Origin of the sequence: Acidianus manzaensis (genome assembly GCF_002116695.1) — an archaeon.
GTDB lineage: Archaea > Thermoproteota > Thermoprotei_A > Sulfolobales > Sulfolobaceae > Acidianus > Acidianus manzaensis.
Genome location: NZ_CP020477.1, coordinates 690,699 through 706,453, shown reverse-complemented (window position 1 = coordinate 706,453; position 15,755 = coordinate 690,699). Strand labels below are relative to the sequence as shown.

The following is a 15,755-nucleotide window of genomic DNA, read 5'->3' as shown; positions in this document are numbered from 1 at the left end:
AGATTTATAAAAATTGCAGTTATTCACGAGTCTCCCAAGGTTTCAGAAGCTTCTAAAGAACTGTTGCTAGAAATAAAAAATAGGGGACATACTGCTTATTACATTAGGCCTTCTAAGCTTAATGGAGAAATTGATAATGGAATTCAATTTAACTATTCAGGTAAATCGATCAATTTAGATGGAGGTATAATAAGAAATTTCGGATTTCTAATAACTATGGAACAATTAACCAAGAGAGTAGATATTTTAGTGGAAATGGAGAAGAGTGGTATTACTTTAATTAATCCAGTAAAATCTATGCTTTTAGCTAGAGACAAATTTGGTAGTTTAATTAAATTAAGTAAACATAAAATACCTGTTCCTCCAACTGCTCTAGTTGAAGATCCGTTTGAAGCTATGAGGTTAGCAGAAAAATGGGGAGAAGTAGTTATAAAACCTATTATGGGAAGTTTAGGCTTAGGTGCAGTAAAAGCATCTAGCCCAGATATAGTATTTAGAGTTGCTAAAGCTATTCTTTCAGTTAATCAGCCAGTTTATGTTCAAAAATATGTGAAGAAACCAGATAGGGATATTAGGGCTTTCGTAGTAGGAGGAAGATTACTTGGTACTATATATAGAATTTCTCCAAGTAACTGGAAAACTAATGTAGCTCAAGGTGCAATGGCACAAATGCTAAAACCTACGGCAGAAGTCGAGGAAATGGCTATAAAGGCTACTGAAGTTTTAGGTTTAGAATATTCTGGAATTGATATTGTTGAAGATGAAGAAGGAGGGTACAAAATATTAGAAGTTAATGGTGCACCACTATGGAAAGGATTTATGACTGCTACTAATCTAAATCCCGCAAAGTATATTATTGATCATTTAATAAGCAAAATAAAGAAATGAGGATAAGTCAAACCAACTGACTTATGATGTTGAGCTCTCGCCCTGATCAAAAATAAGTTTTTTCTCCTTTAGTGTCCTTAAAACGAACATAGTATAAGTGGAAGTTACTCCTTCCATATTTCCTATTTTATCTAATACTTTAGCTAATTCTTCCTTGTTACATACTCTAACTTTTAGCAGAGCGTAAAATTCACCTGTGACATCATATATCTCATAAATTTCTTTCATTTCTTTTAACGTATCAAGTACTTTCTCATATTTTTTTGGATCTGCTTTTAATAAAACAAAGGCTAATACGTTCATTCCTATTCTATCTAAATCAACGTCTACGCAGAAGTTTCTTATTACTCCAGATTCTCTTAACCTTTTTATTCTCATGTGTATTGTTGATTCACTTAAGTTTAACATTTTAGCTAATCTAGAAAATGATATTCTTGAATCTTGTTGTAATATAGTGATTATTTTTTTATCTACATCATCCAAATAATAGTGGTCACTCATATTATCATACTTCCAAATAACTTTAACAAATCTAATTTAGTAAAATCGCCCATAGCAAACTTTAATACTAAATCTGGATTTGCCTTTAATAATACTCTTTCTAGTCCTTTTATGCTATTTTTCCCTTTAGAAGATTTTATTATTTTAGCGTGAACTTGCATGGAAAAATACAGATTGCTCTTCTTGAATTCTTTAGAAAAATCTTTTCCTTCTAAAATAGAATCAGCCATTATTTTAGATGATATTATTGACGGCCTTATGCCTTCTCCAGTAACTGCATAAACGGTGCCTAAAGCTTCGCCTATATAATTTCCATTTTCTAATCTATCTTCTATTATCCCATAATCTGTAACTCTAGCCCCTTCAAATTTTTTAGTATTGCCAGTGAGTATTTTTTTCAATTTCTCTTTTAGAAAATCTACTGTTGCGTATCCGCCAATTCCTATTTTTGATCCATTCTCTTCTGGAAATATCCATCCATAACCTAATAGATCTGAAAAGAAATACATTTCTACAATTTCTGGATCTATTTTGTAGTCAGTTATATATTGTATTGCTGGTATTGTATAATCTTTTGAAAGTGAGTAATGACCATTAGCATATATTACTTTATCAAATTCTTCTTCTTTATCGTTTATTTTTATTATATTTTTTTCTTCGTCTTTCTCTTTTCTGTTTACTTCTTGAACCTTAGATTTTAATTGCAGATCAACTTGTTCTCCTAGAATTCTAAGAAATTTTGGTTTATCAATAATATATCCCAAATTTTCCCTTTTTCTTACATCATAAAGTAATTTGCCGTCTAAATATATTTTAAATCCTTTAATTTCACTTATAATTGACTCCTTAGGTATTGGAATATAGTTCTCTATACCTTTCATTAATCCCCATGCACAAGGCTTTAAACCAACATTATCTAAGCTTTCATAAACTGTGGCATCTATTTTTGTTCCTTTAAGAAAATAAGCTAAAGAAATTCCAGCTGGTCCTCCTCCTACTATAGCAATCCTAGTCATTTTTTCACCTATTCTTTAAAGTAGAAATAAGCAATTATGCCTAAAGCAATAAATCCTGAATATAAAAATATAAGTTCGTAGAAGTTATGTAAGAATCTTCCAATAATAGCTCCTATAATAATTACTATCAACATTGCAAAATATCCATTACCTAATTTTATTATTGATTTATCAAGTAGTTTTGGTAGAAGAGATTTAACCAGTAATATGAAGCTTATAAAGAATGGTATTGATTCTACTAATGATACTAAAGCAAATTCTCTTGGCTTGGCTGGCAAGGCTAGAAATACTCCTAATGCTAGACCAAAAGCAAATATTCCAGTAAAGTATAATGAAATTACATTATTTTGCAAACTTTTCCAAGGTAAATATTTTACGAAATAATAAACAGAAATTAAAAATCCAACAACTGAAGCGCCTACAAATATAGGGAAATTTAACAGTAAGGCTGGAATTACTGGCAATAATATTAATATTATTGATATTAATAGTGAATTGGGTTCTTTCATTTTCCTCTTTGAGTATTAGTTAACAAAAATAAAAATATCTAATGGTAATATACACATGTGAGATACCAAAAACCCGTATTACTAATTCACGGTGGAGCAGGAAACTGGAAAGAAAGAGATGCAGATAAAGCATTAAAAGAGATTAGCAATGCATTGGATGCAGGATATAAAGAATTTAAATCAGGAAGTTCTATTGAAGCTGTAGTAGAAGCAATAAGCTATATGGAAGATTCTGGAGTTTTTGATGCCGGTAAAGGTAGTGTAAAGAATACTAAAGGAGAAATAGAAATGGATGCAGGAATTATGCTAGGCAATAAATTTCTCGTAGGTGCAGTTGCATCAGTAAGAGTTAGAAATCCTATAAGACTGGCTTTACAAGTAATGAAAGATGGAAGACATGTACTTTTAGTTGGCAAAGAGGCTGAAGATGATTTTCCTACTTTTAAGCCATTAATTGAATCTGATACCGTAGGTGCTGTAGCTTTAGATAATGACAATAATCTGGTTGCAGGTACTAGCACTGGAGGAATTTCCGGAAAATTACCAGGTAGGGTAGGAGATTCTCCTATACCTGGAGCTGGATATTATGCTACTCCTAGAATTGCAGTTTCAAGTACTGGTATAGGCGAAATAATTTTGAAAATGTTACCAGCAAAAGAAGTTGACATTTTAGTTTCTATGGGATTTTCAATATGCGATGCAATAAGAAGTAGTATAAATAAGGTTACAAATATTTTTGGAAAGAATAATATAGGAATGATAGGTATAGATTATAATGGATATGCAAGTGCTTACTTCAATACTGTCGGAATGGCTAGAGGGGTTAAATCTAATGATCAAAAGAAAATATTTGTTTTCGAAGGTGAAATATAATGAAAATCCTAGTTATGAGTAATATAAGATTTCCAGAACCACATATTGAAAGTACTTTATCTACTATAATTAAAAAGGAGGAACCAGAAACTATAGTTTTAGATGGTGATACTACCCAATGCTATTGGGATTATGAATGTCCTAGAGTTATTGATGTACTCTATGTTATAAGAAGTATTGCTCCTTGGGCACAGATAATTTATGTTCAAGGCGATATGGATCCACATGCAGTAAAATGCATAATGGCTGAGCCTAGATATAGGGAAGAAATTATAGGTACTACGATGTATATAGCTGATGTTTCATCAATAAAATATTATATTTTGCATGGTCATCAAGGTGACGTTGATCAGCTAAGAAAAAGTGTTAATGCAGGGCCTTGGGATTGGATAGTAGTAGGTCAATATAAAAGATTTGAAATGGATAAGCTAGCTAGAGTAATATATATTGGAGGAATTACAAGAGAGTTCCCTGCAGATAGTAGAGGATATCTAGTTATAACTGATTCTAATCATTATTTACGCTCACTTAACTCTTAAACCAAACAGTTTCTATAATTTTCTCTTATGATTTTCACAAAAAATGCTGTAATTATAAAAAATTTGAAAATAAAAAACAAATTGATATTTTAAGTAAATTTTAAATTTAGAAATTCTATAAAAATAAAAAATTATGAATATTACTTAAGCTAAGTAGTTAAACTAATTATTCAAAGTTTTAGAAAAATCTTCTCCTTGCCCTTGAAATACTATCATGAATGAGTTTATCTTAAATAATTTTTAATACTTATACCATTTTTCTTATCTTTATGGAGCAAAAAATAGATTACAATCCTATTGTAGTTCTTGTTTACGTTAAGAATGAAGAACTAACCGAAGTTTTTAGGAAAATTTTTAGGGATGTAAGAATGCAAGGTGGAAAGAAGATAATCGCCCATGTAATAAGCAATTCAGAATATTGGGATTTTTTTGCTAATTCGAGAGAAGCGTTATTAGATAATTTAGATTTAGGTTTGGAAATTTTTACTTGGAAACCAGATCAAATAAATAAAATTCTAGAAAAAATGCATAATACAGAAATTAAAGGAATAATTACTTATTGTGATGATGATAATAAATATCAAATGAAAAAAATTATGGAATCACTAGATAATACTTTAAAGGCAAAAATATTGAAAGATAATTGCAAATAATTTTTTATCTTATATGGAAGAAGAAAAGGTGGGAATTTTGTTGAAAAGCAATTACGATGTATTAATTATAGGCGGAGGTTTTTCTGGAGCAACTGCGGCATGGCACTTAGCTAACAGTGGATTAAAGGTTCTCTTGATTGATAGTAAACCTTGGAATAGAATAGGAGACAAACCTTGCGGAGATGCAGTCAGTAAGACACATTTTGATGATTTAGGAATGCCTTATCCAGAAGGAAATCAGTTAGAACAAAAAATTGAAGGAATAAAACTATATAGTCCAGATAATAAAACAGAATGGACTGTAAAAGGAGAAGGTTTTGAAATAAATGCGCCTGCATACAATCAAAGAATCCTAAGAGAGACTCAAAATAAAGGCGTAGAAATTTTAGATTTAACTACAGCAATGAAACCTATATTCGAAGATGGTTTTGTTAAAGGAGCAGTACTTTTTAATAGAAGAGATAACAGCCAAATTGAAGTTAATGCAAAAGTAGTTATTGAAGCTACAGGATACTCAATGAGCTTCAGAAGTAAATTGCCTCAAAATCTTCCAGTTACAGAAAATTTAGAAGATAAAGACGCTGATATTGCTTATAGAGAAGTAGCTTATACTGTAGATGATATTGAAGATCCTACATATTTAAAGATCTTTGTAAATCAAGAGACGTCTCCCGGTGGATATTGGTGGTATTTCCCTAAAGGTAAGAATAAAGTAAATATAGGACTTGGAATTCAAGGTGGAATGGGATATCCTAGTATATATACATTTTACAATAAATATCTAAAAGAATATGGAAATGACCTGGATATGAAAAGAATAGAAGTCAAAGGAGGTGCGTTAGTTCCTACTAGAAGGCCATTATCAACGTTAGTATGGAATGGTATAATAGTTGTAGGAGACTCTGCTTTTACCGCGAATCCAGTACATGGAGGTGGTAAAGGGTCTGCTATGATTGCTGGATATTGTGCTGCTAAAAGTGTAATAAAAGCATTTGAAAATGGAGATTTTTCCGCGTCTAGCCTATGGGATGCTAATTTATGCTATATAGAAAGATATGGTGCAAAGCAAGCTAGTTTAGAATTGTTTAGGAGGTTCTTACAAAAATTATCTAACGAAGAAATTAATTACGGAATGAAAAAGAAAGTAATTAAAGAAGAAGACTTACTAGAAGCTAGCGAAAAAGGAGACTTGCAATTATCTGTGGCAGAAAAAGCTATGAGAGTTATAGCTGCACTTGGTAAGCCTTCACTATTGATGAAATTAAAGACTGTAGCAGAATACATGAAAGAAATAAAGACTTTATACAGGTCTTATCCTAGTAATCCAGAAGATTTAGAAAAATGGAAAAGTAAAGTTAATTCTATAGTTTCAGAATTTGATAATGCTATCAGCAAGTAATAATATAAAAAGAATTACGTAAGGTATTATTATTGGTATCCAGAAGGTTTTTAGTGTAAAACTTCCTACTTTTTCTAAACCTTCTACCATTGAAGATATAATTTTTCCTAGAACTCTAGTTTTTACTTTGATCATTCCGAACTCTACATCACTTACATCTTTAGCATTCTTTATAGATTCTATAACTAATGATCTAGCTTTTTCTATTAGATCATCACACACTGTTGCCGGTTGATATAGATTTCCAAAATTACTCGCAGTACAGCTATGATCATCAGGCGTAACTAGTATGGGATAATCTACTAAATCAGATAATTTCTCATAAATTTTATCTTTTAATCCATGGCAAGCATTATTTGCATAAATATAAATTAAGGATAATTTTTGTCTACTAGATTTATCTATTAGAGTTACTACTCTAGCTAAATTTTTGCATAATCCTTCGCAGTTAACTATAGTTTCTGAATATCCCAATTGTAAGTCTGATTTAGGTTTTATTTTAGTGGTTCTAACAAAGTCTCTTAATTGAGTGTATTCTCTTTTTCCTATTTCGTCTGTTAATGTTTCATTGTGACAATCTACTAGAAAATTTTTAGTTAATGCTATATCTCTCCATAGTCCACCAGGCAAATCATCTATACCTTTATTTGGTCTTTGAACAAAAGAAATAGAAGCTTTATCAAATCTTATTGATGTTATGTTAAAATCACCAATATTTTGACTTTCTATTCCAGTAAAATAGATTTTATCTAATTTTGTTTTTAAAACTTCTTCAACTACTCTTCTAGATTCTCTGCTTGATGGCAAATCTAATTCATGACTACCTGGAGTATGAAATACTATAGCATTTTTTAAATATTCTTCTACTTGATATGGAAATTTTGAACTTCCTATATTTCCATACATTCCGAAATGAATTTGAGGAAGAACAAAGTACATGTCACCTATTTTAAACGTAGCTATATTTATTATAGTAGGCACAGATATTTTTTCTAGAAAGTTTTCTAAATCTTCATCTTTTTTATAGCTTACCGCTCTCAAAAATGGCCTTATTACGTTCAAAGAAGGAATGCCTATTATTTTATTTCCTTTTCTATTAATTTCGTAAACGTAGATTAATGATACCAAACCTATAATAAGAACATAAATTACACCAAGAAAAGTTATTCTAAAAAGTACAATTGATGGTATAAGTCCAGAAAATAATGAAAGAATGAATGAAGCTTTCTCTCCGTGATCTAATAGTAGCGGATAATTAATTAATGGGATAAATGCACCAAAGGCAAATATGTATGATATCGGAAGGAAAGAAAATATCAAGTATATTATTGAAAATACTAATGTCATAACTAAAGATGTTTTTGTTCTTTTCCAAAATATTAATAGAACGTATGCAAAGTAGATTATGAACGAATAAAAGAATAATAAGCCTATTTCTAATCCTCTAAGAAAAATTAATGCAGTCTCTATAGCATTGATGGATATTAATACTTTTAGGCTAGGTATTGATAGCACTTTAGAGTAGTCAGAATAATATTTTCTAGTAAGTTTTTCTGAATCCACGAGTATTAAATAATAGAGAGGATAAAAAAATGATTGATAAAGAAAAGCTTTCAGCAAAGAAGATAGTAGAAAATAAATTGTCAGACTGTATTTTATATATAATTGAAGATAATAGTAATAAAACATATTTACTTTTTGTTTTTGATAAATATTTCAAAGTAACGCCGGCATATCCAGGAAAATGGAATTGTGAAGAAGCATTATATTATCCTTTTGGTTTATTCGGTTTCTTATATGAAGGAGACGATTTAACTGAGAAAGTAAAGAAAAAAATAGAGGCTTTAAAAAATGCTGGATTATGACTTAATAATTTCAGATGTAGATGGCGTTATAGTAAGAGAAGGAGAACCGATATGGGAAAATATATATGCGTTAAGAAAATTTGTAGAAACAGGAAAAAAACTTATACTTGTTTCTAATAATTCTGGATTCAGTAGAGTTCTATTATCAAGACAATTAAATTACCTAGGGTTAAATATTGATCCAAACAATATAATTACTAGTGGATTATCAGCAGCCTTATATATGAAGAGAAAGACCAAAATTAAAACTGTATACGTAATAGGAGAAGAAGGATTAGTAGAAGAAATGAAAAACTTTGAATTCAATATTTTATCTTCCTATGAAATAGACACTAAGAATCCAGATGCAGTTGTTTTAGGTTTGGATAGACTAAGCACATATGATAAGTTATCAGCGGGAATGAGATGCATAGCTAACGGTTCAAAATTTATTGTAACTAATATGGATAGATTATGGCCATCAAAAGACGGATTGAAATTAGGGGCTGGAGCACTAGCTTCCTCTATCATCTATGCGTTAAATAAACAACCTGATTTTATTGCAGGAAAACCAAATAAATGGATTATTGAAGTGGCAATGGAAATAAGTAATATAAAAGATCTTTCTAGAGTTCTTGTAATAGGAGACCAATTAGAAACTGACATAAAGATGGGAAATGAAATTGGAGCAGATACTATTTTAGTATTAACTGGAATTTCCAAGAAAGAAGATGTAGAAAAGTCTGGAATAAAACCTAAACTCATTGTAGAGAATTTAACATCTTTAATTTAGAATGAAATGATTTTTAAGCTTTTTTAAGAGTTTTAGTTTATGGAAAAACTCTCTTATGACGCAATAGTTATAGGCGGTGGACTAGCTGGATTAATGGCTGCGCACGAAATAGCTGTTAACGGATACAAAGTTGCAGTAATATCAAAAGTCTTTCCTACTAGATCTCACTCGTCATCAGCAGAAGGAGGAATAGCAGCTTATATTGAAGAAAACTCTGATCCAAATGACAATCCAGACTATATGAGTTATGATACTATCAAAGGAGGAGATTATTTAGTAGATCAAGATGCAGCTGAACTCCTTTCAATGAGATCAGGAGAAATAGTAAGAATAATGGAAAGCTGGGGAACATTATTCAATAGACAGCCAGATGGAAGAGTAGCAGTAAGATATTTTGGAGGACAGACTTATCCAAGAACTAGATTTGTGGGAGATAAAACTGGAATGGCTCTACTTCATGCATTATTCCAGAGAGTTTCTGGATTAGATAACATAGATTTCTATAATGAGTGGTTCTCTCTAGACTTAGTAAGAGATGATAAAAGGATTGTAGGAGTTGTAGCAATGGAAATGAAGTCAATGAATCCAGTATTTTTCAAAGCTAAAGCTATAGTAATGGCTACTGGAGGAATGGGTATGCTTTATGCTCACTCTACTAACGCTTATATTAATACCGGTGATGGATATTCAATGGCTTTAAGAGCCGGAGCAGCGTTGAAAGATCCAGAATTTGTTCAATTCCATCCTACAGCATTATATCCTTCTGACATTTTAATAAGTGAAGCAGCAAGAGGAGAAGGAGCAATTCTAATTAACAATAAAGGAGAAAGATTTATGCAACGTTATGCTCCCAAGAAGTTAGATTTAGCTCCTAGAGATATAGTTTCTAGATCGATAATAACTGAAATAAGAGAAGGAAGAGGATTTCCTGGAGGATATGTAGGATTAGACCTTAGACATCTAGGAGAAGAATATATTAAAGAAAGATTAGCTTTAGCTTATGAAGCAGCGTTAAGCTTTTCCGGAGTCGACGCTACAAAAGAACCTATACCTGTGAGACCTGCACAACACTATTACATGGGAGGTATTGATGTAGATATAACTGGAATGAATTCAGATTTAATAGGATTATTTGCAGCAGGAGAAGCTGCATGCGTATCGGTTCATGGAGCAAATAGATTGGGATCCAATTCTTTATTGGAAACTTTAGTATTTGGTAGAGAAACTGGTAGAGCTGTAGCAAAGTTTTTAGAATCACATACTGAAGACTCTAACAGTTTAGATAACGAAGTAGACAAAATAGTAGACGATGCTTATAAATATACTAAAAGTGAATCTGGAGTTCATTTTGGAGAAATTCTGAATAAATTAAGAAATGTAATGTGGGACGAAGTAGGAATCTATAGAGATGAGGATCATTTGAAAGATGCAATTTCTCAAATAAATCAATTGAGAGAAATGTCTAAAACTATGTATGTCACAGATAAAAGTAAGACGTATAATACTGAATTCTTCAACGCCTTAGAACTAAGAAATATGTTAGACTTAGCTATTGTTATAGCTCAGTCAGCCTTAAATAGAAAAGAATCTAGAGGGGCTCATTTTAGAACTGATTATCCACAAAGAGATGACGATAACTGGCTAAAACATACTATCTCATATTTAAAAGGAAATACTGTAGAAATTACGTATAAACCAGTTAGAATGACTAAATGGAAACCAGAACCTAGGGTGTATTAAGATGTCAGACCTTCAAGAACAAGAAATAGTTGTAAAAGTAAAAAGATTTAATAAAGAAAAAGGAGATTGGTGGCAAGAGTACAAATTAAAAGTAGATAGATTTACGCAGATGACAGAAGTTTTAAGAAGGATAAAGACTGAGCAAGATCCTACACTAGCATATAGAGCTTCTTGCCATATGGCTGTTTGCGGAAGCTGTGGAATGAAAATAAATGGAGAACCAAGGTTAGCATGCAAAACGTTAGCACTAGATATGGTAAAGAAATATGGAAAAAATGAAATTACATTAGAGCCAATGGATTATTTCCCAGTAATTAAAGACTTGATAGTAGATTGGGATAATTTTTACGAAAGGATGTTCAAAGTTAAACCAAGATTATATCCGTCAAAAGAAGTTTTAGAAGGAAAAGCAGAACATAGATTAAAACCGGAAGACCAAAGAGAATTATGGAAATTCGAACAATGCATATGGTGTGGATTATGTGTATCAGCTTGCCCATCAGTAAGGAATGACCCAGATTTCTTAGGTCCAGCTGCTCACGCTAAAGGATATAGATTCCTTGCAGATCCTAGAGATACCATATACGAAGAAAGACTCAAGATATTAATTGATAGTTCATGGAGGTGTACATACTGTTATCAATGCTTTAACGTATGCCCTAGAGACGTTGAGCCAGTAACTACAATTAAGAAAACTAGAGCCCATACTAAATTCCTAACAAATAAAACACCAGTAGCTAATACTGGAGAAAAACATATAGAAAGTATTGTAAAAAGCATAGAAGATACTGGAAAAATAGAAGAAGCAAAAGTGTATATATCAACTTACGGATTAGTTACTACGATAAAAGACATGATTTACGCTATGCAAAATGGAAAATTAAAATATGCCTTAATAAGTGAGGCCAAAGTTAAGAATATTGATCAAATAAGAAAAATAATAGGTGAAGAAAAATGAAAATAGCATATTATCCAGGTTGCGCTACTCATGGATTATCAAAAGATGTAGATATAGCAACGAAAAAAGTAGCTGAAGTGTTAGGAATAGAATTAGTAGAAGTAGAAGATTGGAATTGTTGCGGAGGAGGATTTTTAGATGAATATGATGAAAAAGCACATGCTGCATTAAATCTAAGGAATTTATCTACAGTAGAAAGAATGGGAATGGATAAGATGGTAACTCCTTGTAGTGTATGCTTACAGAGCCATAGATTAGCTTCTACAAAGTACAAGGAAAATAGGGATTTAAGAAAAGAAGTAGATAAGAAGCTAGCAGAAGCTAACGTTAAGTATTCTGGAAAAGCATCTGCAGAGCACATAGTATGGGTACTAGTAAGAGATGTAGGTTTAGAAAAGATCAAATCACATGTTAAGAAACAATTAACTGGACTAAAGGTAGGAGCTTATTATGGTTGCCAAATGCTAAGACCAGAACAAATAATGGGATTTGAGCCATCATTTAACCCTCATAGTATGGAAGATTTAATAGCAATTACTGGAGCTACTCCAGTTAAGTTTCCTATGGCTACTGCTTGCTGTGGATTTCCACTGATGGGAAGTAACCCTAAGGTTGGAATAAAACTAGCATATAACGTAATTAATTCGGCAAAATCTAAAGATGCTGAAATATTAGTCCATCCATGTAGTCTATGTCACCTACAGTTAGATGTAACTCACTTAAAAATTAAAACAGAATTCAATCTAAATTGGACTCTTCCAGCTATTTACATCACGCAATTACTAGGATTATCTTTTGGATTTTCTGCAGACGAATTAGGAATAAGTAAACTGGCTCAAGAAATATTAAGATCTAAGGGATTAATATGACGGAAGAAGAAATTGTTTCTCAACTAAAGAAATTGGGAGCCACAACAGGATCTTGGTATGAAGTATCCGAAAGACCTGGAAAACCGCCATTTGCAAAAGAATTAGAATATAAATTAGGAGATATAATGTGGGGCAAAATTCATTTAAGACTAGATGGAGATTTATATGTTCATATAATCTCTAAAATTCCTTTTAATTGGAAGGACAGAGTTAAGGATCTCAAAATTAAAGGAAATATAGAAGATTCTGCTGGAGGATTATTATGGATAAAAACTACTAAGGAAGATTTATATAATGATCTTTCATTCATAAAAGACTATTTACAAAAAATTAAGAAATAAAGGATAAAGTAATATATCAATTTTTTGTTTAAAAAATAAATTATACGCTATATTATTATGCTTCTACAACTTTAAGTAGATCATTCTGATCTAATTTGTATACTACTAAGTAAGTATCTGAAATCCTTCTAAGATCTGCATTATCTCCTCTAATCATAACGCTAATTAATGTTGAGTTAGAATCTTTTAACGATCTTCTTACTGTTGTTTCAGCAATTTTATCTTCTCCATCAGTTAATATAACTACTTCACTTACACCTTTTACATGACCTTCTTTAACATCTTCACATGCTGATATAACAGATCTACTTATATCAGTACCTCCTCCTCCTCTTATTTTTCCTATGTATTCGATCATTTTTATTACATCCTTACTTTTGGCGTTCTTCACTACTTTAATAAGAGGATATGGAATATTATCAAAGAATCTCAAATAAAAGTCTCTATTTTCTCTCCTAGCTCTGCTATATAACGCTAAAGCTACAGCTTTTGCCCATAATATTTTTTCTCCATCCATACTTCCAGATTTATCTAAGAGTAAATATATAGGACCTAAACTTTCTTTAATTTCTTTTTGATATAACAATAACTGGCTTTCTGCTAGTCTAACATAGAATAATTCTTCTGGCATAGCTAACTCTGATGGGACTAATCTTTCTAAATCTGAACCTTCTTCATAACCATATAATTCACCCTTTGCATATTTGGTCGTTTTCTTCTTAGTTAAGCTTCCTAACTTTGGAATTCCACTCAAGAATTCTAAGATTTTCTTAATTTCAGTATTTCTTGCCAACCTTAAAACTTCATGTATATCACCCTCAAAATTCAATACGCTTCCTGTTCCAGCTCCATTACCTCCTACTATTCTTTGCATGCTTCTTACAGAGTTAGCGTCTTCTGAGGCTTTAGATAAGGCTTTTTCATGAACTTGTTTTAATAACTTATTTGCAGCTTGGCTTTGTTGTGTTTGTTGTTCTTGCTTTTCACCTGAACCTTCTTTTGATGAATTTCCTTTCATTAATCCATTTAGTATCTGTTCTGCCGCTTCCCTTTCTTCTGCTGATTGTGATGTGCGTCTAATTCTTTCTAATTCTTCTATCAAATTTTGAACATAACTTACTGATAACGCCATACTTACTGCTGAGTTTGCAATTGAATAATTTCTATTTCTAATTACTAAATCTGACGATAAGGTCATGTCAAGTAATGAATATTTTATCATATCTGATTGAGCTAAATCAGATTTAGGTTTCAGTAATGGTAAAGGTAAATAGTGTACATAATATGTATCAATTAAAAAGTTCTGATCTATGTTAGCCTCTTTTCCCGTAACTTTTTTCAAAGTATAAAGTATTCTATCTCCTCTATACTTTATAATCGGATCGTCATAATCTACTCCAACTAAATATCCACTCATGTGTATATCCCCAGCTTTTTGGCTACTTTTTCTAATAGTTTATCTATTTCAGAACTTACTTCTTTGGAGAATTCTTCTACTTTTTCGTCTCCACTTTCCTTTCCTAATGCTATTACTCTATCTCTAGTAGCCTTTAATGATCTTATTAAATCTATTAACCTTGGATCTGATTCATTAGCTGCATCAACATATTTGCCTGCTTCCTTGATATTATTGTAAATTTCATTTAATTCTCTCATATACTTTATTGGAGTCTTTAATTCTTCTGATAGTAACGCAGAAACTTTTTCAAAATCGTCTATTTCTTTGGGTGCTATATATTTTAATACTATCAAGTCTTCTTCTGTTGCTTTTAACCTACCATTTAATATAGAATGAGCAGAGACAATTTTTAGAACTTTTCCTTTTCTTCTATCGCTTAAGTGAATTCCCTTTTCTTCTAGCATAGCATATAATTTCAATAATTTACTTTTTACAGCACTTAAATCAACTTCAGTTAAGTAATTATATATTTTGTCTACATCGTCTATACCCATTATTGGAGAATCTACTTTCCACTTACTAGTAAACTCTAGCTCCCATGCAGATTCTATTAAATTCTTCCACATTTCTTCGCCTACTGGTTTAGCATAATGCCTTAATAGGAGCCTATCATATAATGCTTCTAATTCTGGTTCATCTGGAACTCTGTTGCTAGCACTTATTAATGTTCTTAAAGGAACTTTTATTACATTATAACCATCATATATCACTCTTTCATTTAATAATGATAATAACGCGTTCAAAATTGCGCTATTTGCATTAAATATTTCATCTAAAAATGCTATTTCGCTTTCTGGTAATCTATCCTTAGTAATTCTTTTATAAATACCTTGTTTTAATGCATTAATATCTAGTGCTCCAAATAATTCTGCAGGTTCAGTATACTTTGTTAGCAAATACATAAAGAATTTAGCGTTTAAGAGCTCCGCAGCTCTTCTTGCTAAAGCAGATTTTGCTGTACCTGGCTCTCCTATTAAAACAATATGTTCTTTAGTTAAAAGAGCTAATGTAATTACTTTTGCCTCTTCTTCTCTACCAATAAATGGGCTAGATAGAGCTTCTAAGAACTTTCTTGGAAGCTCGAGAATTTTATTATCCACTGTTTCTCCCATATTTACTACTTGATTTTATAGCTTATAAACAAAGGTTAAAAAATAACCTTACATAGATAATATATAATGAAGCTAATTATTATATAGATATATATAAAACTAATTGATTACAAAATTAATGAAAGATCGAAATCTCTATGCGATAATTCAGTATGTATTCTTGATAAAATATTTTATATAGAAAACTTCCTATGAGAATAGTTACAAAAGTATTTTACTTAAATATGTCAATGGAGAAGATTTAAATATATCTCTTTTCAA

Annotated in this window: 17 protein-coding genes; 11 read left to right on the top strand and 6 right to left on the bottom strand. The window is 31.2% G+C overall.

All coding sequences use genetic code 11. The features are described 5' to 3' along the window. Positions 1–6 precede the first annotated feature (6 nt). Positions 7–888, top strand: a complete 882-nt coding sequence (locus B6F84_RS03370; RefSeq protein ID WP_148690926.1) for a RimK family alpha-L-glutamate ligase — start codon at positions 7–9, stop codon at positions 886–888. 21 nt (positions 889–909) lie between these two features. On the opposite strand, the gene B6F84_RS03365 is transcribed toward B6F84_RS03370, so the two are convergent. The 3 genes from B6F84_RS03365 to B6F84_RS03355 are packed head-to-tail and all read right to left on the bottom strand — an operon-like array spanning position 910 to position 2,914. Then, the gene (locus B6F84_RS03365) at positions 910–1,389 is read right to left on the bottom strand and encodes an Lrp/AsnC family transcriptional regulator (protein ID WP_148690925.1); all 480 of its coding nucleotides are present in this window, start codon (positions 1,387–1,389) and stop codon (positions 910–912) included. Next, positions 1,386–2,405, bottom strand: a complete 1,020-nt coding sequence (locus tag B6F84_RS03360) for an NAD(P)/FAD-dependent oxidoreductase (RefSeq protein WP_148690924.1) — start codon at positions 2,403–2,405, stop codon at positions 1,386–1,388. The genes B6F84_RS03365 and B6F84_RS03360 overlap by 4 nt, the downstream gene beginning before the upstream one ends. Before the next feature lie 8 nt (positions 2,406–2,413). Beyond that, complete coding sequence (locus tag B6F84_RS03355) at positions 2,414–2,914, bottom strand: hypothetical protein (protein WP_148690923.1); 501 nt, start codon at positions 2,912–2,914, stop codon at positions 2,414–2,416. A gap of 57 nt (positions 2,915–2,971) precedes the next feature. Here B6F84_RS03355 and B6F84_RS03350 point away from each other — a divergent pair, with 57 nt between their 5' ends. The 4 genes from B6F84_RS03350 to B6F84_RS03335 all read left to right on the top strand — a co-directional run bounded on the left by B6F84_RS03350 (position 2,972) and on the right by B6F84_RS03335 (position 6,378). Further along, positions 2,972–3,787, top strand: a complete 816-nt coding sequence (locus B6F84_RS03350; protein ID WP_148690922.1) for an isoaspartyl peptidase/L-asparaginase — start codon at positions 2,972–2,974, stop codon at positions 3,785–3,787. Continuing rightward, positions 3,787–4,326 carry a metallophosphoesterase family protein gene (locus B6F84_RS03345; protein WP_148690921.1) on the top strand — a complete coding sequence of 180 codons (540 nt, stop codon included), beginning with the start codon at positions 3,787–3,789 and terminating at the stop codon, positions 4,324–4,326. Before B6F84_RS03350 ends, B6F84_RS03345 begins: the two co-directional genes overlap by 1 nt. A 269-nt stretch (positions 4,327–4,595) precedes the next feature. Further along, complete coding sequence (locus B6F84_RS03340; RefSeq protein ID WP_148690920.1) at positions 4,596–4,979, top strand: DUF5751 family protein; 384 nt, start codon at positions 4,596–4,598, stop codon at positions 4,977–4,979. Positions 4,980–5,016: 37 nt separating this feature from the next. Then, on the top strand, positions 5,017–6,378 hold the full coding sequence (locus B6F84_RS03335; RefSeq protein WP_148690919.1) for a digeranylgeranylglycerophospholipid reductase: 1,362 nt from the start codon (positions 5,017–5,019) through the stop codon (positions 6,376–6,378). Here B6F84_RS03335 and B6F84_RS03330 read toward each other — a convergent pair. Continuing rightward, positions 6,349–7,941: a DUF2070 family protein gene (locus tag B6F84_RS03330; protein ID WP_187152742.1), complete on the bottom strand. Its 1,593-nt coding sequence runs from the start codon at positions 7,939–7,941 to the stop codon at positions 6,349–6,351. The two genes, B6F84_RS03335 and B6F84_RS03330, sit on opposite strands and share 30 nt — an antisense overlap. Before the next feature lie 29 nt (positions 7,942–7,970). On the opposite strand from B6F84_RS03330, the gene B6F84_RS03325 reads away from it, so the two are divergent. The 6 genes from B6F84_RS03325 to B6F84_RS03300 are packed head-to-tail and all read left to right on the top strand — an operon-like array spanning position 7,971 to position 12,923. Next, a complete protein-coding gene (locus B6F84_RS03325) occupies positions 7,971–8,243 on the top strand; it encodes a hypothetical protein (RefSeq protein ID WP_187152741.1) in 273 nt (90 codons plus the stop codon). Beyond that, complete coding sequence (locus B6F84_RS03320) at positions 8,230–9,015, top strand: HAD-IIA family hydrolase (protein WP_148690916.1); 786 nt, start codon at positions 8,230–8,232, stop codon at positions 9,013–9,015. Before B6F84_RS03325 ends, B6F84_RS03320 begins: the two co-directional genes overlap by 14 nt. Positions 9,016–9,054: 39 nt before the next feature. Continuing rightward, on the top strand, positions 9,055–10,755 hold the full coding sequence (locus B6F84_RS03315) for a succinate dehydrogenase flavoprotein subunit (protein WP_148690915.1): 1,701 nt from the start codon (positions 9,055–9,057) through the stop codon (positions 10,753–10,755). A 1-nt stretch (position 10,756) separates the two neighbouring features. Then, positions 10,757–11,713: a succinate dehydrogenase/fumarate reductase iron-sulfur subunit gene (locus B6F84_RS03310; RefSeq protein ID WP_148690914.1), complete on the top strand. Its 957-nt coding sequence runs from the start codon at positions 10,757–10,759 to the stop codon at positions 11,711–11,713. Next, positions 11,710–12,582, top strand: a complete 873-nt coding sequence (locus B6F84_RS03305) for a CoB--CoM heterodisulfide reductase iron-sulfur subunit B family protein (protein ID WP_148690913.1) — start codon at positions 11,710–11,712, stop codon at positions 12,580–12,582. Before B6F84_RS03310 ends, B6F84_RS03305 begins: the two co-directional genes overlap by 4 nt. After that, complete coding sequence (locus tag B6F84_RS03300) at positions 12,579–12,923, top strand: succinate dehydrogenase (RefSeq protein ID WP_148690912.1); 345 nt, start codon at positions 12,579–12,581, stop codon at positions 12,921–12,923. Before B6F84_RS03305 ends, B6F84_RS03300 begins: the two co-directional genes overlap by 4 nt. Before the next feature lie 55 nt (positions 12,924–12,978). Here B6F84_RS03300 and B6F84_RS03295 read toward each other — a convergent pair whose 3' ends face one another. Next, entirely contained in the window at positions 12,979–14,340 is a 1,362-nt protein-coding gene (locus tag B6F84_RS03295) for a vWA domain-containing protein (protein ID WP_148690911.1), read from the bottom strand. Then, entirely contained in the window at positions 14,337–15,494 is a 1,158-nt protein-coding gene (locus tag B6F84_RS03290; protein WP_148690910.1) for an AAA family ATPase, read from the bottom strand. Before B6F84_RS03290 ends, B6F84_RS03295 begins: the two co-directional genes overlap by 4 nt. Positions 15,495–15,755: the final 261 nt, after the last annotated feature.

Excerpts from the sequence above, each read along its gene's own strand:
- B6F84_RS03365 (WP_148690925.1), bottom strand. The coding sequence starts at position 1,389 with ATGAGTGACCACTATTATTTGGATGATGTAGATAAAAAAATAATCACT.
- B6F84_RS03360 (WP_148690924.1), bottom strand. The coding sequence starts at position 2,405 with ATGACTAGGATTGCTATAGTAGGAGGAGGACCAGCTGGAATTTCTTTA.
- B6F84_RS03355 (WP_148690923.1), bottom strand. The coding sequence starts at position 2,914 with ATGAAAGAACCCAATTCACTATTAATATCAATAATATTAATATTATTG.
- B6F84_RS03345 (WP_148690921.1), top strand. The coding sequence starts at position 3,787 with ATGAAAATCCTAGTTATGAGTAATATAAGATTTCCAGAACCACATATT.
- B6F84_RS03340 (WP_148690920.1), top strand. The coding sequence starts at position 4,596 with ATGGAGCAAAAAATAGATTACAATCCTATTGTAGTTCTTGTTTACGTT.
- B6F84_RS03325 (WP_187152741.1), top strand. The coding sequence starts at position 7,971 with ATGATTGATAAAGAAAAGCTTTCAGCAAAGAAGATAGTAGAAAATAAA.
- B6F84_RS03320 (WP_148690916.1), top strand. The coding sequence starts at position 8,230 with ATGCTGGATTATGACTTAATAATTTCAGATGTAGATGGCGTTATAGTA.
- B6F84_RS03315 (WP_148690915.1), top strand. The coding sequence starts at position 9,055 with ATGGAAAAACTCTCTTATGACGCAATAGTTATAGGCGGTGGACTAGCT.
- B6F84_RS03310 (WP_148690914.1), top strand. The coding sequence starts at position 10,757 with ATGTCAGACCTTCAAGAACAAGAAATAGTTGTAAAAGTAAAAAGATTT.
- B6F84_RS03305 (WP_148690913.1), top strand. The coding sequence starts at position 11,710 with ATGAAAATAGCATATTATCCAGGTTGCGCTACTCATGGATTATCAAAA.
- B6F84_RS03300 (WP_148690912.1), top strand. The coding sequence starts at position 12,579 with ATGACGGAAGAAGAAATTGTTTCTCAACTAAAGAAATTGGGAGCCACA.
- B6F84_RS03295 (WP_148690911.1), bottom strand. The coding sequence starts at position 14,340 with ATGAGTGGATATTTAGTTGGAGTAGATTATGACGATCCGATTATAAAG.
- B6F84_RS03290 (WP_148690910.1), bottom strand. The coding sequence starts at position 15,494 with ATGGGAGAAACAGTGGATAATAAAATTCTCGAGCTTCCAAGAAAGTTC.